Annotated in this window: 17 protein-coding genes; 6 read left to right on the top strand and 11 right to left on the bottom strand. The window is 59.8% G+C overall.

Annotated features, from left to right (window positions below):
- The first annotated feature begins 88 nt into the window (after nucleotides 1–88).
- On the top strand, nucleotides 89–1,105 hold the full coding sequence (locus AC1Z36_RS15435) for a S66 family peptidase (protein WP_105661844.1): 1,017 nt from the start codon (nucleotides 89–91) through the stop codon (nucleotides 1,103–1,105).
- A 91-nt stretch (nucleotides 1,106–1,196) separates the two neighbouring features.
- Here the strand turns inward: AC1Z36_RS15435 and AC1Z36_RS15440 are convergent, their stop codons facing one another.
- From AC1Z36_RS15440 to AC1Z36_RS15450, 3 genes are all read right to left on the bottom strand, one after another.
- Nucleotides 1,197–2,294: a pyridoxal-phosphate-dependent aminotransferase family protein gene (locus AC1Z36_RS15440; RefSeq protein WP_105661843.1), complete on the bottom strand. Its 1,098-nt coding sequence runs from the start codon at nucleotides 2,292–2,294 to the stop codon at nucleotides 1,197–1,199.
- A 109-nt stretch (nucleotides 2,295–2,403) separates the two neighbouring features.
- Nucleotides 2,404–3,111: a phosphonatase-like hydrolase gene (locus AC1Z36_RS15445; protein WP_286172039.1), complete on the bottom strand. Its 708-nt coding sequence runs from the start codon at nucleotides 3,109–3,111 to the stop codon at nucleotides 2,404–2,406.
- A 13-nt stretch (nucleotides 3,112–3,124) separates the two neighbouring features.
- Nucleotides 3,125–3,883, bottom strand: coding sequence for a GntR family transcriptional regulator (locus AC1Z36_RS15450; RefSeq protein ID WP_332594941.1), 759 nt, complete (start codon nucleotides 3,881–3,883; stop codon nucleotides 3,125–3,127).
- A 168-nt stretch (nucleotides 3,884–4,051) separates the two neighbouring features.
- Here AC1Z36_RS15450 and AC1Z36_RS15455 point away from each other — a divergent pair, with 168 nt between their 5' ends.
- From AC1Z36_RS15455 to phnE, 4 genes are read left to right on the top strand one after another with little or no spacing between them, the layout of a single operon-like run.
- Entirely contained in the window at nucleotides 4,052–5,251 is a 1,200-nt protein-coding gene (locus AC1Z36_RS15455; protein WP_286134603.1) for a TIGR03364 family FAD-dependent oxidoreductase, read from the top strand.
- A gap of 29 nt (nucleotides 5,252–5,280) precedes the next feature.
- Nucleotides 5,281–6,201, top strand: a complete 921-nt coding sequence (locus AC1Z36_RS15460; protein WP_105658230.1) for a phosphate/phosphite/phosphonate ABC transporter substrate-binding protein — start codon at nucleotides 5,281–5,283, stop codon at nucleotides 6,199–6,201.
- Between the two features lie 2 nt (nucleotides 6,202–6,203).
- Entirely contained in the window at nucleotides 6,204–6,980 is a 777-nt protein-coding gene (locus AC1Z36_RS15465) for a phosphonate ABC transporter ATP-binding protein (RefSeq protein WP_105661840.1), read from the top strand.
- Nucleotides 6,977–7,852 (top strand): phosphonate ABC transporter, permease protein PhnE, encoded by an 876-nt coding sequence (gene phnE, locus AC1Z36_RS15470; protein ID WP_286134602.1) that lies wholly within the window; start codon nucleotides 6,977–6,979, stop codon nucleotides 7,850–7,852. Before AC1Z36_RS15465 ends, phnE begins: the two co-directional genes overlap by 4 nt.
- Nucleotides 7,853–8,058: 206 nt before the next feature.
- Here phnE and AC1Z36_RS15475 read toward each other — a convergent pair whose 3' ends face one another.
- Nucleotides 8,059–9,279: an MFS transporter gene (locus tag AC1Z36_RS15475; protein WP_105661839.1), complete on the bottom strand. Its 1,221-nt coding sequence runs from the start codon at nucleotides 9,277–9,279 to the stop codon at nucleotides 8,059–8,061.
- A gap of 95 nt (nucleotides 9,280–9,374) precedes the next feature.
- A complete protein-coding gene (locus tag AC1Z36_RS15480; protein ID WP_483561449.1) occupies nucleotides 9,375–11,045 on the bottom strand; it encodes an amidohydrolase in 1,671 nt (556 codons plus the stop codon).
- A 304-nt stretch (nucleotides 11,046–11,349) separates the two neighbouring features.
- Between AC1Z36_RS15480 and AC1Z36_RS15485 the strand changes: the two genes are divergently transcribed.
- Nucleotides 11,350–12,081, top strand: coding sequence for a type 1 glutamine amidotransferase domain-containing protein (locus AC1Z36_RS15485; protein WP_105661919.1), 732 nt, complete (start codon nucleotides 11,350–11,352; stop codon nucleotides 12,079–12,081).
- A gap of 199 nt (nucleotides 12,082–12,280) precedes the next feature.
- Here AC1Z36_RS15485 and AC1Z36_RS15490 read toward each other — a convergent pair whose 3' ends face one another.
- The 6 genes from AC1Z36_RS15490 to rpsO all read right to left on the bottom strand — a co-directional run bounded on the left by AC1Z36_RS15490 (nucleotide 12,281) and on the right by rpsO (nucleotide 18,240).
- Nucleotides 12,281–12,838 (bottom strand): hypothetical protein, encoded by a 558-nt coding sequence (locus tag AC1Z36_RS15490; protein WP_483561450.1) that lies wholly within the window; start codon nucleotides 12,836–12,838, stop codon nucleotides 12,281–12,283.
- 577 nt (nucleotides 12,839–13,415) lie between these two features.
- On the bottom strand, nucleotides 13,416–14,744 hold the full coding sequence (locus AC1Z36_RS15495) for an LLM class flavin-dependent oxidoreductase (RefSeq protein ID WP_286134290.1): 1,329 nt from the start codon (nucleotides 14,742–14,744) through the stop codon (nucleotides 13,416–13,418).
- Between the two features lie 29 nt (nucleotides 14,745–14,773).
- Entirely contained in the window at nucleotides 14,774–15,616 is an 843-nt protein-coding gene (locus AC1Z36_RS15500) for an ABC transporter permease (protein ID WP_105658236.1), read from the bottom strand.
- Entirely contained in the window at nucleotides 15,613–16,461 is an 849-nt protein-coding gene (locus AC1Z36_RS15505; protein ID WP_105658237.1) for an ABC transporter ATP-binding protein, read from the bottom strand. Before AC1Z36_RS15505 ends, AC1Z36_RS15500 begins: the two co-directional genes overlap by 4 nt.
- A 6-nt stretch (nucleotides 16,462–16,467) precedes the next feature.
- Nucleotides 16,468–17,343 carry an ABC transporter substrate-binding protein gene (locus tag AC1Z36_RS15510; RefSeq protein WP_434691541.1) on the bottom strand — a complete coding sequence of 292 codons (876 nt, stop codon included), beginning with the start codon at nucleotides 17,341–17,343 and terminating at the stop codon, nucleotides 16,468–16,470.
- Nucleotides 17,344–17,970: 627 nt separating this feature from the next.
- Nucleotides 17,971–18,240: a 30S ribosomal protein S15 gene (gene rpsO, locus AC1Z36_RS15515; protein WP_013348393.1), complete on the bottom strand. Its 270-nt coding sequence runs from the start codon at nucleotides 18,238–18,240 to the stop codon at nucleotides 17,971–17,973.
- Between the last annotated feature and the right edge of the window lie 25 nt (nucleotides 18,241–18,265).

The following is an 18,265-nucleotide window of genomic DNA, read 5'->3' on the forward strand; positions in this document are numbered from 1 at the left end:
TCATTTGTTGCGAAAATTTCGCCAACTAGTCGCCTGCGACTGCGTGCGGGTTATTATCCCCTGCCAAGCCAGACCCTAGACTGATTGCATGACAAGCCATGAGAAGCCGACGATTGTCCCAGCCCGATTGCAATCCGGAGACACCATCAGGGCCATTGCGCCATCGTGCTCCCGCGCCTTCGTGATGGAATACGACAATACGAAGTGGATCACTGAACGCTTCGAGGCCATGGGGCTCAAGCAGGAATTCGGCGATCACGTAGACGAGAACGATGACTTCGACAGCTCGCCGATCCCGTCGCGCGTGGCCGATCTGCACGCCGCATTTGCCGATCCATCTGTCGCCGGAATCATCTCGGTCATTGGCGGCTTCAATTCAAACGAGCTGCTCCCCTACCTCGACTGGGATCTCATTGCCGCCAATCCCAAGGTCTTTTGCGGCTATTCGGATTTCACCGCCCTGGCTAACGCCGTGCACGCCAAGACCGGCCTGGTAACTTATGTCGGTGCGCATTGGTCCTCTTTCGGCATGCGCGATCATTTTGAACCGACCGGCCAGTGGTTCCGGACCGCAACCCACGAGCACTCGTGGACCATCGAGCACGCCAGCGAATTCACCGACGATCTGTGGTTCATGGATCAAGACAACAGGTCCGTCCAAGCATCCAGCGGACCATGGATCCTGAACCAGGGGGTGGCCACGGGCAAGGTAATTGGCGGGAATCTGGGCACGCTGCATTTATTGCTGGGCGGCGATTTCATGCCATCTTTGGACGGGGCAATGCTCTTCATCGAGGATGACTCCTCAGAAGACATCCACGAAATCGCCCGGAAGCTCGCCTCGTTCCTGCAGTCCCCCAGCGCGGCTGGCATTACCGGGCTGGCCATCGGGCGCTTCCAGCAGCAGTCCGGAATCACCCGTAGCCTGCTGGAGCAAGTTATCGCAAAGCACCCGATCCTGCAGGGCATCCCGGTTGTGGCCAACCTCGATTTCGGCCATACCTCCCCGATGTTCACGTTGCCGATTGGCGGCTACGCCATGATTTCGACCAGTGCTGATTCAGTGCAGCTGCATTTTGCGCATTCACAGGACCAGCTGAGCTAGCCCATGGGCAACAGCAAGAGGCGGAACCAACCAGAATCCCCTGGTTAGTCCCGCCTCGCTTTGCATTCAGAGGACCACGGCCCTTGCGCGCCTAGGCCTTGCCGATCGCTTCCTTCAGCGCAGCCAGCAGCAGCGCCACCGATCCCGGATTAGCGTTGGGGCCCATCATGCCGATGCGCCAAACGGTGCTCGCGTACTTGCCGACACCGCCGCCGATTTCAATATTGAAGCGGTCGAGCAGGTATCCACGGACCTTCGCCGAATCAACGCCTTCAGGAACGTAGACCGTCGTCAGCTGCGGCAGGCGGTACCCCTCCTGGGCGAATAGCTCCAGGCCCATTTCCTGCAAGCCATCTTGCAGCAAGCCTCCCGCTTCCTGATGGCGGGCGGTGACCGCGTCCAGGCCCTCAGCCAGGATGCGGTCGATGCCGGCTTCCAGCGATGCGACCATCGAGACCGGTGCGGTGTGGTGGTAGGTGCGTTGGCCCCCGGTGGAACCTGTGGCGTAGCCGCCGAGCAAGCCTAGATCCAGATACCAGGATTGGGGCTTCTGGACGCGGCGCTCGAAAGCACGGTCTGAAATGGTAAATGGTGCCAATCCCGGAGCCACGCCGAGGCATTTCTGCGTGCCGGCATAGCCAACGTCAATCCCCCATTCATCAGCCAGCACCGGCATGCCGCCAATGGAGGTCACTGCATCGGTGATCAGCAGTGCATCGCCCTTGATTGCGCCCAGCGCGGCTATATCGGAAACAACTCCGGTACTGGTTTCAGCATGCACGCCGGCAATGACGGTTGGGTTCGGGTGCGCCGCGGCAACGCGTTCGGCATCGATCGGCGTGCCGTATTCATGCTCGACGCGGACTACTTCAGCGCCAGCGCGCGCAGCAACTTCGCACATGCGCTCGCCGAATAAGCCGTTGATCGCGATGACCGCTACGTCGCCTGGGTTGATGGTGTTGACGAAAGCGGCTTCCATGCCAGCTGAGCCCGTGGCGCTCAAAGGCAAGGTACGGGAGTTTCCGGTTCCCCAGAGAGTACGCAAACCATCAGCAACGCGATCCATGCGTGCAATGAACTCCGGATCCAGATGGCCCAGCAGCGGAAGGCCGAGCGCCGCCGTTGCCTCGGGATACGGGTTGCATGGACCCGGTCCGAACAGGTGGCGCTGAAGAACAGTCTTGCTCATGACGACTCTCTTTCATCTCAATGGGATGTTCCAACTAGAGCTCAGCATATCCCGCATCCCAATCCGAAACGAAACATATCTTCCGCATTGCAAAATTACTCGGGTCGAACTACACGGCCGCGGGCTCGATCGCCTCGAGATAATCCGGCAGCTCCGCCACGGATTCGAGGATGGCGGCATGCGGGAACCGGTCCAGCTCTTCGCGGCCCAGCTTCCCGGTCAGCACACCGATCCCATGCACTCCCGCGTGATGCGCGGCCAGCAGGTCGTTGGCGGTGTCGCCTGCGGCAACAACCTTGGCTACATCGCGAATTCCCGTCAGCTCCATGGCTCGATGAATCATGTACGGCGCGGGGCGTCCCGCTGCGGCTTCATCGCCGGCAACCACTGCGTCGAGAAGTTCGCCAGGACCGACCTTCCACCCCAAGCCATCGAGGATGATATCGGCAACATCGCGCGAGAACCCCGTTGTCAATGCGATCTTCTTGCCGCTGGCAGCCAAGCGTTCCAGCGCTTGCACGACACCTGGCAATGCGACGGGCGGATTCTCCTGGTAATACCCCAGCAGCAAATGGCGGAAACGGTCAAACTGCACCTGCACCTGCTCGTCGCTGGCAACAGCTCCGCCAAGTTCAATCAGCGCTTTGATCGCTTCCTTCTTCTCGGCGCCCATCCAATGCTGCAGATCCTCCTCCTTGACCTCAACACCGAATTCGCACACCGCATTTTCCAGAGCCCGGTACACATCGGCATGCTCGTCAATGGTCGTTCCAGCCATATCGCAGGCAATGAGTTCAAACATGTCTTCTCGTTTCATCGTGTTTTCCTGTTCAGACAGCAATGCTTCGCACACGGCTCAATGAGGCGCGATGCTCGCTGGTGTTTTCAATGGTGAAGTTGGCCAGATCCGGCAAATACCGATCATCGGAGTACTCAAGTTTCTGCCCCGATTTGGAGGAAGTCACGCGCCGTTCGCGCAGGAGCGGGGCGCCGAGCCGGACACCCAGCAGCTGCGCGTCCAGTTCATCGGCCGCCACCGCGTCGATGGTGTGCTTGCCTCGGTAGAGGTCTACGCCTTGCTCCCGCAGGTACTCGAAAATCGAACCGTCATCCGCATCGAATTCGAAGAGCAGCCGACCGACTTCTTGGGTAAAGCTAGTCCGCTCCAGCATCGCCGGGCTCCCATCGAGCAAGCGCAGGCGCAGGATCTGCACCACCTTGGCACCTTCTTCGAGTTCGAGCTGCTCGGCCACGAGGGCATCGGCCGGGCGCTGCGCCAATTCCCGCGTTTCCTGTCCAGCCTCCAATCCGATGGAGCGCGCCCAATCAGTAAAGGACATGAAGGTGGTAAACGATTGGGATTGCACCTGTTGCGCCACGATTGGCGGCTTGCCTTGTCCCCCCGCAATGAGGCCCTCCGAACGCAACTGGGCGAGCGCATGCCGGACCGTGCCACGCGAGGCATTGGCGCGGGCACAGAGTTCTGCCTCGCTGGGCAGGACATCTCCTTCGTGCCATGTGCCAGCCGCTATTTCCTGCCGCAACCAGGTGGTGAGGGCTTGGTACTTGGGTTGCTTCTTGTTCTCCATCACCTCTTGATCATACAAGTGGTTTTATTGTGAAATCAGCGATTCACAAGACATTCCAGTGAACTGAAAGTGAATAGACGGACCCCATTCTGAACTCTAGGCAAACTTGTTCAAACAAGTGCCATTTCGGGTTGAATCCGCTCATGCCGGGCATGGATGATCACTGTCGTGAGCAACGAAAAAAATTTCCCACAGCCCCGGCCAGTCGCCAACCACGCAGATGTGCTGGTGATCGGCGCCGGCATTGTCGGCCTGGCCCATGCCGCTCGAGCCCTGGACGCCGGCCTCTCGGTAATCGTCATTGAACGTGACCATGAGGCCATCGGCGCATCGGTCCGCAACTTCGGCCACTGCTGCATCACCGCGCAGTCCGGCGAACTCTACGACCTGGCGCAGTCAGGACGTCCCTTGTGGCTTGACTACGCTGAACGCGCTGGCTTCTGGGCCGGTGAATCGGGAGCTGTCGTGGTGGCCTCGACAGAAACGGAATTGCAGGTCCTGCGCGAACTGTCCGCACGCCGCGAAACCGGGCAGGTCGAGATGCTCAACGCGCAGGACATCGCAGAACAGCTCGGACGCGAAAGCACCGAAGGATTCCTCGGCGGCGCGTTCCTGCGTGATGACCTGCGCGTCGACCCGCGCACCACGGTGGCCAAGCTGGCCCAGTGGGTCAACGCCCATGTTGCTGGCAGCGTCCACTTCAGCACCAGCGCCTTGGGATTCGGTGCCGGCCGGCATCGCCGGGCCAGCGTGCAAACTAATCGCGGCGCCTTCGAAGCCGACCAGGTTTTCGTTTGCGTCGGCCACGACGTGGACTACCTCTTCCCGCAGATCGCGCAGGAGCACCAGATCACCCGGTGCGCGCTGCAGATGCTCCGCGCAGAAGCTTCCGAAGACCTGGAATTGAAGCCGGCCGTCCTCACCGCCACCTCCATGCTTCGCTACGAGGCCTTCACCGAAGTGCCAGCAGCCAAGGCCCTGCAGGCTGAAGTTCTCGCCGAGCACCCGGAGCTGCTGGATATCCAGGCGAATGTCATGTTCACCCAAAGGCCCGACGGCACCCTGCTCATGGGAGATTCGCACAGCTACGCCGCAACCCAAGCTCCCTTCCTCAAGGAAGCGACCTCGCAAACATTGCTCTCGGCCATCGGGGGCTACATGAGTGGCACCGAGCTGAAAGTCATTGAACGCTGGCAAGGAATCTATGCCTCCAGCGCTACCGGGCCCTTGCTCATCCGCAATGCCGCCGACGCCATTACCGTCGTCTCCGTGACCGCCGGAGTCGGAATGACCCTGTCCTTCGGCCTGGCCGACAAGAACATCAAAAACCTCGCCAAGCCGGCCATGGCTTCATCGATCACCGCCTAGCCTAGCTACACCACGCATTGGAGCAAACCATGAAGATCTCTCAGGCATTTAAATTCTCTGCCGTCTCGCTGGGCCTGCTGGCCCTCACCGCTTGCGGGTCCGCCCAGGCGGATGAGCAGGCCGACTCCGCTGCCCCCGCGTTCTGCGCCGATGGGCCCATCAATTTCGGCATCGAGCCCTACGAAGCACCAGCCAAGCTCGAACCGGCGTACGGCGTGCTCGCCGACGCATTGGAGCGCGAGCTCGGATGCGAAGTCGAGGTCCAAGTTGTCGAGGACTACGCCGCAGAGGTACTGGCAATGCGCAATGGAAAACTGGATCTTGGCCAGTTCGGTCCCGTGGGATACGTGTTCGCCAGCCAGCAGGCCGGCGCTGAACCGCTCGTGTCCTTCGGGACCGCTCAAGGCGAGCTCAGCACCTACACCGGTGGCATCTGGGTTGCGAAGGATTCAGAAATCAAGACCCTCGAAGACCTGCGCGGAAAGGACTTCGCACTTGGCGGCGTGGGCTCAACCTCCGGAGATGTCCTGCCGCGCTACGCGCTGAAGACTGCCGGCATTGCCGAGTCCGAAGTCAACTTGAACTACGCAGGAGGGCATCCTGAATCACTGCTGGCCTTGGCCAACGGAACTGTCGACGCCGCCCAGCTCAACTCGCAGACCCAGGCGGTTGCCGAAGAAGAAGGTACCTTCAACCCGGAAGACTACCGCCAGATCTGGACCTCGGAACCCATCCCGAACGACCCGATCACCATCAGCGCCGATGCCGACCCGGAACTGAAGAAAGCCGTTAAGCACGCGCTGCTGAACCTGCCGGAGGAAGATATCGCCCAGGTAGGAGCTTTCCTGGATGTGACCCCTCCGGGCCCATTGCTGGAAGTCACCAAGGAAACCTACGGCCCGCTGTTCGACCTGGCTTCCGAAATGGGCCTCACCGAGGACGATATCTAACCATGGACACCACGCAATTGGCCCGTCCGGCCCTCTCGGTGAAGTCCCTGGCCAAGTCCTTCAACCAGCGCCGCGTGCTTGATGACGTCGATTTCACCGTCAACCGCGGCGAGCTCGTGGTCTTTCTGGGTGCCAACGGCTCCGGAAAATCCACCACCCTCAAGTGCGTCGCGGGATTGGCCACGCCGGATTCGGGAAGCATCGAATTGGATGGCATCCACCTGGCCGATCTCCATGGCCGTGATCTAGCCCGTGCGCGATCCCGGGCAGCCATGGTGTTCCAGAAGATCCATCTGGTGCCCCGCCGCACAGCACTGTACAATGTCTGCGCAGGCGCCCTGGCCCGTGTCACCGGCTTGGCCTCATTCTCCCCCGCTTTCTTCTCGCGCGAACTGCGGGAAGAAGCAATGGCCTGCCTGGACCGGGTTGGCATGGCCGACCGCGCCCTGGACAAGGTCGGGCGCCTTTCTGGCGGACAGCAGCAGCGCGTAGCCGTCGCCAGGGCCCTGTGCCAGCGCGCGTCGGTGCTGCTTGCCGATGAGCCGGTTTCTGCTCTGGACCCGCATGCGGCCGAGAACATCATGGAATTGCTCGCTACCTTGGCGCACGACGAAAACCTTGCAGTCGCCACGGTTCTGCACCAGCCAGAGCTTGCACAACGCTACGCAGACCGGGCGATCGGGTTGCTGCATGGACGTATCGCCTTCAACGGTCCGGTCCAGAATCTCGGCGACGACTTCCTGGACGTTCTCTACTCTCCCGAGAGGATTGCAGCATGAGCCTCCATACCCGGACTCGCATCAAGGAACAGGCAGTGGAAAGCACTTCGCAAATGATCGCTGGAAAGACCGCGCCAGCACTGCCCAGAGACCCGCACAAGGCGGCCCGGCGTACCCTTTGGATTACCGCAGTTGCAGTGATTGCCGTCCTTCACCTTCTGGCCATCGCGGGAACTGATTTTGATCCGGCGTTGCTCGTGGATGGCTGGCGCGGGATGGCACGATTCATCAGCGACGCATTCCCGCCGGATCTGAGCTGGGACAAGGTCATACTTCCTGGCTTGGAGGCAACGCTGGTCACCTTGTGGATCGGCTTGCTGGGCACGACCTTCTCCATTCCTACGGCCTTGGTGCTCGCTGTGCTCGCATGCCGCACCACGACGCCGCATCCGCTGGCCTACCAAGCAGCACGCAGCATCTTGTCCTTCTTCCGCGCGGTACCGGATATCGTCTTTGCGCTCATCTTCGTCACCGCCGTGGGCTTGGGTCCCTTCGCAGGTGTGCTGGCGCTGATCTGCCACAACACGGGAGTGATGGGAAAGCTCTGGGCCGAGTCCCTGGAAGAAACCGATCAGGGCCCGCAGGAAGCGCTGTCCACCACCGGCGCATCACGGGTTCAGCAGCTTACCCATGGCGCACTGCCGCTGGTGATCCCGCAGTTCGTTGGCTTGCTCTTGTACCGCTTCGACGTCAACGTCCGATCGTCACTGGTCCTGGGCCTGGTCGGTGCTGGCGGCATCGGCTTGCTCATCAACCAGGCGATCAAGTCGTTCCAGTTCGATACGATGCTTACGCACATCATCATCGTGCTGATTCTGATCATCGTCGTTGACCAAGCGTCCGGATTCATCCGCCGCAAGCTGGCAGTCTAGCGCCTCGCCAATCGGAAAAGCGCGCCTGGGCCCCAGCGGGTGTCCGTGAACCTTACAGGATCGAGGACACCGGCTGGGGCTTCATGGCGCTCTGGGCGAATCGTTGTGGTCCCTGAAGATGCCTCGGCACCTTTACCAGCGGCGCAGGTCCTGGAAAGTCGTTGTTTTCCACTGGTTGGCATGTGCCGGTGGTGGACCGTGCACTGCTATTCAGGAATTCCCATTGGAGCGACGCGCTGGGGCAAGCCGTGCTGATTGCGGCCCTGGACGAGAACCACGCAGGTCATGGACAGCAGCACTCCGACACTGCAGGCGACGAGAAGCACGCCAAAGCCGCTGGCAGCCTCGATGAGCATGCCGCCCAGAACTGGTCCAAGCGCGAACCCGGTGCCGATCATCAAGTTCGTGGAATTCATCAGGTGGCCGCTGGAGTCCAGGTCGGAGACCGTGGCCAGCAAGTAGGGCAGGATGAAGGTCCAGGAGAATTTGAAGATGATCGCCGCGGCCGCGAACTGCACGGCTCCGCTCAACCCGAACAGCAAGCCGATGGACAGCAGCATCGCCAGATAACCGAGAATGAGGAACAGCGGGCGGCGCGGATGGTCGCCCAGGAATGTGGCCAGCAAGGAGGAAGCAATTCCCGGGACTGTCGCAACAGCGAGAATCAGGCTCGTCGTACCCAAATTGATCTGCGCGGACGCCGCGAATTGCCCCATGAACGACCACACCCCGCTCAACGCTACGTAGAAAAGCATTACCGCCGCCAGGGCCAGAAACGCCTTGGATCTCGGGGCCGGCCGGTGCCCGTAGTTGGCACTATCGGCAGCCGGGTCAGCGGCGCTTCCCAACAGCACGTTGCCATCGATGCGGTGCGCAACCGCCATGCAGCACAGGGCTAGCCCAGCCATGGTCCAGTAGATCGCAGACACCGCGGAATCCGCGAAGAGCACCGGGAAGAGCGCCAGAATCACGGCGCCCATGACCAGCTGGGCCGCAACGAATAACCCATAGGCCCGTCCTGGGTTCGCGCTCCTGCCGCTCAAGCTCAGGATCACCACGGTGATCGAGCCAGCAGCCAGGGACGTCACAATGCGGCACACCGCCAAGAGCGCGTAGTTGTCCGCAAAGCCCGAGACCACATTTCCGGCCACGGCAACCAGCGTGAAGACACGAGTTGCCGTCACGAGGTTGACGCGCTTGAGCCACAGATAGGCGGGGATAGTCGCCAAGCTGAAGGCCCCGAGCTCCATGGACAGCAGCCCGCCTACTTGGGTGGCCGTCAGGCCGAATTGCGCCACCAGCTTGGAGGCGATCACCGGTGCGGTCAGCAGCACCATGTACAGCACCGCGCTGTAGGCACCGATGTAGATGTAGATTCCGCGGTCGCCGCCTGTTTTTGTGCGCGCGCCAGCCAGTATCGAGTCCATGGCTTTCCTTCGAGACAGCGGCGAGTTGCCGCGGGTAAATAATGATGCTCCGGCCGATACCCTGGCCGGCTGAGAACAACGTGCTGGGCAGGCGATTAGCGCACCGGCACGCTCGAGGATCCGAGTCGTTCGTAGACCTTTTGCCCGCTGAACCAGGTCTGCTGTGCAGTGATCTGCGGCAGCTCTTCGAGTTGCACCTCAAACGGGTCTGCCGAGAGCATGATGAAGTCAGCGGACTTACCGATTTCCAGCGACCCGGTCAGGTCATCCAGTCCCATCGCTTTGGCGCAATTGATCGTGTAGATACGCAAGGCATCCGCCAAGGTCACGGCTTCTTCCTCCCAGAGCGTTCCGGGGAAAGCTCCGGTAGGATCCTTGCGGGTGACCAGACCGTAGATTCCCTCCCAGGCGTTCGGGGAAACGCTCACCGGCCAGTCCGAGCCGCCGGCAACTAGCGCCCCGGTGGCCAGCAAGGTCTTGTTCGGGTGCATCTTGGATGCCCGGTCGGCGGGAAGGACGAGTTTCATGGCTTCGGTAATCACCCCGGGGAACCACAATGACGGCGAGATATCGGCGGTGACTCCCAGTTCTGCAAAGCGCGGCAGGTCATCCGGGTGAATGAACTGGCCGTGGGCGATATGGTATTTCGGCTCGCCCAGACCTGCCTCGCGCACCTTCTGGACTGTGTCCAGGACCAGGCGCACCGAAGCATCGCCGGTGCAGTGGATCTTCGCGGAAATGCCCCGCCGCGCCGTGCTCATCAGCCAGCCCGCGAGTTCTTCTGGAGGCATTGTGGTGTTGCCGCAATGGCATTCAGGGAATCCCGCACCCTCCAGATACGGTTCGATGAAGGCTCCGGTCCCTGCCGGCGGAACGCCATCAAGGAAGATCTTGATGAAATCCGGGCGGTGATGAGTTGACCTGGTTTGCTCGCGCTCGGCAATGATCCCCTCGCCCAGCGGATGGGTCCCGAAAATGAAGTCATTGGCCTGCATGCTGGAAACCACCCAGGCGTGCAGATTCCCGGATTCATCGAGTTCTTTCAAGGCCTGCATGAGTTGCAAGGAGGCGGCAGCATCCTGGAAACCGGTGATGCCGTAAGAATGCAGTATTTCCATGCCCCGCGATGCCGCTTCGGCCAACTGCCAAGTCGGCGTGGGGCTCATTGATTCGCGGACCTGTTCGACAATGACCCCGCCGGCTTCCAGCAGCACGCCGGTGGCTCGGCCTTCGGCATCCCGCATGATTTCCCCGCCTTCGGGGTGAGGGGTCGCGCCGGTGATGCCCGCAAGCTCCAAGGCATGGCTGTTCACCCATCGGTTGTGCTTAGCATCATCCTTGAGCAAGGCCGGCCGGCCGCCGGTGGCCTGATCCAGCCGCGCCAGTGCCTGGGGCGTATTGATCTCGCTCAACAGGCCCGAACCCCAGCTGCCACCGATGACCCACTGGTCCGCAGCCAGCTTATCCGACCAGACCGCGACTGCCTCCAGGAACTCGTCCAGGTTGAGAGTTGGCGGAACGTTGAGCTCGAACAGGTCCATCTGCCCGGCAAGCATGTGATGATTGTGCACGTCCATCAGCCCGGGCATGATCGTGGCCCCGTCCAGATCGATAATTTCCATTTCCGGCCCACGCAGCGCCAGCGCATCCTCTCCGAGCGCGACAATCTTTCCTGCGCGGACGGCCATCGCATTGACTATGCGTTCATGCGGATCCAGCGTATGGATGGTGCCGTTGACCAAGAGAAGGCTAGGGGCGGTGTTCACGAGTGCAATCCTTTCGAAAGATACCAATCCGGGATGGCTCTCCAAGGTTCAAGAAGTGATGCACGGCATATCCCGGCCGGTGCATTCATTCTCGCAAAGTCCGCCCCAAGGGCGTTGGCTTTAAGCGCATGCTTAGTTGGCAACGCACGCCAAACTCGCTCCGGGGCTAGAAACAGGAGCCACGTCCCACTTGTTCTCCCTCCGGAGCACGATTCCGGAAAGCAAACTGGCAACTTGCGCATCGCCCTTGCGACAGCCTGCCTGTTGTACAAGGGTGGAAGGACGAATGCGAAAGGAGCACACCTTGAAGAAAATCCTCATGGTCCTGACCAGCGTTTCCGAAATCGGTAATGACAAGGAACCTACCGGATACAACGTCGCCGAGGCCGCACATCCATGGAAGGTGTTCCGGGATTCCGGGCACTTCGTCGACTTCGCTTCCATTAAAGGCGGACAGCCCCCGCGCGACACAGTGGACCAGGACGACCCGGTCCAGGTCCAGTTCACCCAGGACGAAACGACCCGTGCCGGCTTGTACAACACCGCAAGGGTTGAAGTCGTCGACCCCGAACAGTACGACGCCGTGTACCTCGTGGGAGGCCACGGCACCATGTGGGACTTCCCCAATAATGAGGGCCTGCAAAAGCTGGTCGGCGCTATCTACAACAAGGGCGGCGTTGTCGGTGCAGTCTGCCACGGCCCGGCCGGTCTGCTCGATGTCGAGCTGCATCATGGTTTGAAACTCTTAAGTGGCAAAACCGTTGCAGCATTCACCAACGATGAAGAAGTGGCCGTAGGCAAGGATAAGATCATTCCGTTCTTCCTGGCCGACAAGCTCACCGAGCAAGGCGCCACGCATATCGCCGCCGATAACTTCGAAGAGAATGTACAAGTCTCCGAACGCCTGGTCACCGGACAGAACCCAGCTTCCGCCGCAGGTGTCGCCAAGGAAATGGAAAAGCTCTTGGCCGAAGTGATCCACCAGGAGAAGGCCGCTGAAGCCGCAGCCGCCGAGACCGAGGCCGAGGCACAATGAGCTAAGTCGTAACCCAGCCCGAAATCTCATAAAAAACGCTTGGATCCGTGTAGCTTCGCGGATCCAAGCGTTTTCGACTTCTACTGGACTTTATATAACGCATTCCGTACTCCATGCAACGCCATGCACCCCTTGCCGAAAGCGTGGCTGGTGATGCAAGCAGCTTGGAAAGCGTCTCGGATTGACCCGACAATACTCGTCAATCGATTGGGTCTGGTTCGCAACCTGGCCGTCCCTGCATCGCAAAAGCCTTCTCATACAGAGTGGCGCTCTCATCCGGCCAGCCTGGATCTCGCGGAACGACACCGGTAGCAGCCCAGAGCGTCTCCCTTAGCCACTGTGCGAATCCAGCTACACGGAAGTTGCCTACAGCGCCTGCATCCCCTTCAGCATGCTCAAGCAAGACAATTGCTCGCCTCATCCCACCGAGCTCGTTCTGAATGACGTTCCACAGCTCTTCATCCTTAGTGAACACAACGTCGTAGCTGTCTTCATCTTCTTCGGGAGGCCATTCCATCATTTCGCGTTCAACCGGCAAGGACCGGGAAGCAAGGAGCTCTGGGTCGGAAATATCGTAGGCTGCAACTACACGTGCCGAGTCTACATATTCATCGATGAGGTTGCCGGCGAACCTGGAGTAGTCGAAGGTCTTGCCACCCAACGAGGTGAGAAGTGCTGCAGCTTCCGACACGCGTGGAGCAGCGCCAACCCCGTAGTGTGCACGAGCAGCCTGCAAGAGTTTTTGGTAGTCAGTCATAGTTCCCCAATTCAAGCACTACTGGTGCCGCCAACAGTAGCTGGCGGCACCAATGCTTCGTGCAAGTTCTTTCCCAGGTCGAGCTTCCGTAGAAGAGATGAATGTCAGGGGTCCGCTTGTTGGGGTGGAAGTGCCACATGTACCCTTCTTGCCTCCTCCACTGATTTCGGGTCCAACTGGCGCCTTGCCGTCCTTAGTAGCTGCAGCTAGGGATTTTGCTTTGTTCCTGGAAAGCGCCCAAACGCCGTTGCCTTTCTTGCCACGGGTGACAGCCTTGGTTTTGGCCAGGCCCTTGGCGCTGATGAAGCTCTTATTGCTCTTGCGCGTTGCCGGGTAGTAATCGCGCTACTTCGATTTGCACTTCACCAGCTGCTGCCCGTGGTGGGAGCCTTGTCGAATCAACTTCGTGCGGCTCCCATCGCCAGTACTTTCCTTGCGGTTTCTCCATGCTGATCACCCAGGGCATTCCTGGAGGACGCAGCTGAACCAGCAACCGGTATCCGCCGGGGCCTGATCCCACCGGCAACCGAAGGGCGAGAGCAATGGCTCTCGCCCTTCGGTACACGACTTTCAGGCTCTAGAATGCCAAGCCCAGGCGATTATTTGCCGGTACTGGCAACCCGTAGTTTCCGCGAAGCGTACTCTGCTCGTATTCAGTACGGAAGAGCTTGCGCTGCTGCAAAATCGGGACTACCTGCTCCGTGAATACTTCGAGACCTGCCGGCAAGACCGGAGCCATGATATTAAATCCATCGGCCGCTCCGGCTTTGAACCAGTACTCGATCCGGTCCGCCAGCTGCTCCGGCGTACCCGAGAACGTCTGGTGTCCCCGGCCAGGACCTAGCTCCCGGATGATCTGGCGAACCGTGAGCTTCCTTCGGTAACCCAGATCCAAGATGAGATCCCTTCGGGAGGTGGATTTCTCCTTGGCCACGGTATTCTCCAGCTCGGCGGGAAGTTCTCGGTCCAGTTCAAGGATTGCCGGCTCCACATGCAACTGCTGGGCCAACGTATTCCTGGCGTATTCCGGCAGAATGAGCTCATCCAGGGAATCCGCCAATTCATTGGCTTCGGCTTCCGTGGAACCAAGGATGGGAACAATTCCTGGAAGGACTTTGACCGAATGCGCTGCTCGGCCGTTGCCTGCTGCCTTGTCCTTGATTTCCTGGTAGAAGTCCCTGGCAGACTCAAATGATTGGTGAGCGGTGAAAATGGCTTCAGCCCATCGCCCGGCGAATTCCTTGCCGGCGGCCGAAGCTCCCGCCTGGACGATCACCGGATGCCCCTGGGGCGACCGCGGGACATTGAGCGCTCCAGCAACCTGGAAGTGCTCCCCGATGTGTGCCGCGGAGTGTATCTTGCCCGGATCCGCCCAGATCCCGCTTCCCTTGTCAGCAACGACTGCATCCGGCTCCCAGGAGTCCCAGAGCTTCTTGACCACCTCCAGGAATTCCTCGGCGCGACGGTATCGTTGCGAGCTGTCCAATTGGGCGGATTGGGAGAAATTCCTCGCCGCTGCATCGCCTGCTGTGGTGACGACGTTCCAGCCCGCACGCCCATTGCTGATCACATCCAGGCTTGCAAAGCGGCGGGCAAGATTATAGGGGTCGTTGTAGCTGGTTGATGCGGTCGCTATCAGCCCAATGTGCCGGGTCAACGGGGCGATGGCAGAAAGCACTGTCACAGGGTCGAGGATTCCTGCAGGTCGTTGGGCGACCGGCCCTTGAAGCACTGGGCCGTCTGCGAAGAAGATCGCGTCGAGCTTCGCTTTCTCGGCCAGCTGCGCCAAACGGATGTAGTGGCCGATGTCCGTTCCGGCATGTGGGTCGCTCAGCGGCAGGCGCCATGAGGATTCATGATGCCCGGTAGTCATCAAGAACGCGTTGAGAGTCAAAGTTCGTGTCATGGTTGTAGTCCCTTCGGTAGGAAGATTGTCTAGGCGCGAGCCCAGCGCGAGAAGTGGCGCTCCAGCGCTACAAGTGCTGCGTTGACCGTGAAGCCTAGGATGGCGACAGTGAGTATGGCTGCGTACATTTTCGGGATCAGGAAACTGGCTTGCGAATTGGTGATCAGGAAGCCCAGTCCAGCCTTGGCGCCGATCATTTCGGCGGCGATGAGCACCAGCACGGATGACGTTCCTGCCATCCGGACGCCGGTGAAGATGATGGGTACGGACGAGGGCAAGACAACTTTCGCGAAGATCTCGTAGCTGGTGAGCCCCAAGGTTTTTGCCGCCCTGATCAGCAAGGGATCTACGCTGCGTGCTCCAAGGATGGTGTTGAGAAGCACCGGGAAGAACGCCGCGTAGACGACAATCGATACCTTGGATACTTCGCCAATACCGAGAAGGAGCGTGAAGACCGGAAGCAACGCCAAGGCCGCGGTATTTCGGAATACCTCCAGCAACGGGTTGAGGAAATCGCCGACTTTCGAGAACCACGCGACGACCAATCCGACGGGCACGCCGATGAGGACAGCGAGCGTGAATCCTACGGCCGCCCGGCCTAGGCTTGCCAGGATGTGCGTGCCCAGATCCCCTGAGGCAATCATCTTCCCCAGTGCCTGCAGGACTTCATGCAAGGGAGGAAGAAAGACCCGGGATGATGGTTCCAGGACGAATTGCGGGACAAGCTCCCACACCAGGAGAAAACCGATGATCGCACCCGAACGGTACAGCGTTGACCGCAGTCTTCCGGCCAAACGCAGGAAAGGAGAAGGCCGGTTTGACTCCCCGGTGGAGCCCTGCAGGCGCTGGTCCGGTACGGCTAAGGTGCTCATGCTGGTACTCCTGGAGAAACGAGCGACTTGTGGCTCACCGGCGATTTGCCGGCACTGGGAGCGGACTCGTGAAGCAGCGTCCAGATGCGATGGCGGTAATCGCTGAATTGGGGAGCCGAGCGGATGTCATCAACACTGTGGCGCCCGTCGAGTTCAATGTTGATGATCTCCTTGATTCGTCCGGGTTTGGAGGACATCACCGCTACCCGCTGCCCCAGGTACACGGCTTCTTCTATGCCGTGCGTAATGAAGACAATCGTGGTTCGGGTGCGACTCCAGATATCTAGCAGCAAGTCCTGGAGTTGTTCGCGTGTTTGGGCATCCAGGGCGGCGAACGGCTCATCCATCAGCAGCACCTTGGGTTCATGGGCCAAGGCACGGGCTATGGCCACGCGTTGACGCATGCCGCCGGATAGTTCGTGGGGGTACTTGTCTTCCACACCCTGCAGGCCAACGAGTCGCAGATATTCGTTAGCGCGGATCCGCCTTCCCGATTTGTCCAGTCCCCGACCGCGACGGGCCTGGCTCTCCAGCCCCACCTCGACATTGGCCACTGCCGTGAGCCATGGGAAGAGCGCATATTGCTGGAAGACTACTGAACGTTCCAGGCTGGGACCGGAGACCGGCTCGCCATCAACGAGAACTTCGCCCGAAGTTGGCGCGGCCAACCCGGCCAAGATATCCAGAAGAGTGGATTTGCCGCATCCGCTGGGGCCGACAAGGGTGAAGAATTCTCCGTCCTGGATCCGGAGATCCAGTGATTCAATGGCCGTGACGGCAGTATCTTCACTTGATCCGGAGCGGAGGAATTTCTTGCCCAAGTTCTTGATCTCAATGGTAGACATGCGCGATTACTGCCCTTCGTTTGCGAGGTCGTTGAATTCGTTGGTGTAGTACTCGCTGGGGGTGATTTCTCCTTCGAGAATCCCCGCGTCGTTGAGCCATTGCGCCCATCTGCTGAAGTCCTCGTCTTCGATGGCTGCGTGTTCGCCCAAGCCATAGCCGTTGAAGTACTGCAGGGCTTCAACGTCGTCTCCGCGATCCCTGGATTCAACGATTGCGGTGAATCTCTTGATGACCTCTTCGCGCGGATGCGTCGAAGCCCAGTCCGCTGCTTTGGCAATGCCAGTGGCCAGGGAATGCGCTGCTTCAGGGTATTGAGCGATGAAATCATCCCGAAGGACGTACTCTCCGGCATCAAAGTTGCTGAAGACTTCTGTGTCCCTGAAAACTTCTCGCAAGCCGCCTTGCTTCACTGCATGCACTTGGGAAGCCCCGGAAAGAGCGCCAACGTCGACCTGATGGGTGCGAACAGCTTGTGCGGTGTCGGTAGGTGGCAAAACGACCAGCTGCACCTGCTCGATCTCTTGCGGCGTCAGGCCTTCGGATTTCAGATAGCTGCTAACGACCGCTTCAGAATGAGCGCCCAAAGTATTGACTGCAATTGTCTTGCCAATGAGGTCCCTCGGTTCTTCGATGCCGCTGTCTTCGCTCGTGTAGAACCCGACAAAGTAGTCTGCATTGGAACCATAGGATGAGACCACCGCGGTGACAGGCGATCCAGCTTCCTGCAGCTTCACCACTGCTCCGGAGAACGCGCTGCCGATCTCGGTGGCACCGGTGGCCGTGTTCTGGATCGCCGAGGGCCCGCTGGAGTTGTTGCCAACCCATTCCAAGGACACACCGTCAAGGTAGCCCAGGTCTTCAGCCAGCTCCGGAAGGATCACGGTATTGGCGCTTCCTTCGTAGCGGACGGTTATTGTGCCGTCAGGGTTCTCAAGATCCGTGCCGTGAGCTGACGCAGTGCATGAGGCTAAAAAGAACGCTGCTGCCGTCAGCCCCGCCGCCGTGCCCATGCTTCGAAAGTTCAACCGTTTGAAATTATTCATCCCTGTTCCCCTCTATTTCGCGCTTTTTCCGTGCTTGGTAGCCATGCAACCACTTCGGCGGCGCCTCGGAAAGGGCATGGAAAACTGGAGAAACGAGAAGAAACCTGAGGTCAAAGTGACCTTCAGGTTTCGGAAAATGTCGCGGGATGGCTCATTAGCCTTAGCCCAACGGTACGTGGCTCCACAGGAAGGTCAGATACCGAGATATTCGGGGCGGAATTTAATCCGGGGAAACCTTAGCGGGTGCGTCCAAGGTCGCTCCGACGCCTGTTCCGTCATGTGCTTGCCTGCGGGATGAGCCTGGGAGAGCAGGAATTCATCCGATTCTTGCCTCTGTCGATTACTGATCTTGATTCGTGCCGGCAAATAGCGAACACATGAACGGCGTTACCAAGGTCCGGAGGCAAAGAAAAATCCCCGACTCCTGAAGCGGAGACGGGGAATTTCTTGCTCTGAAGCAGAGGACTACTTGCGCAGGCCCAGACGCTCGATCAGCGAACGGTAACGCTCGATGTCGGTGTTCTTCAGGTAGCCGAGCATACGACGACGACGACCAACCAGAGCCATCAGGCCACGGCGGGTGTGGTGATCATGCTTGTGCATCTTCAGGTGCTCGGTCAGGTCCGAAATACGGCGGGACATGACGGCAATCTGAACCTCAGGCGAACCGGTGTCACCCTCGTGGGTAGCGTAAGCCTTGATGATTTCGTTCTTGATAGTGGCATCCAATGCCATAACAAACTCCTAGAGTTGGACCGCG

It is taken from the genome of Glutamicibacter sp. BS14, from assembly GCF_056934375.1.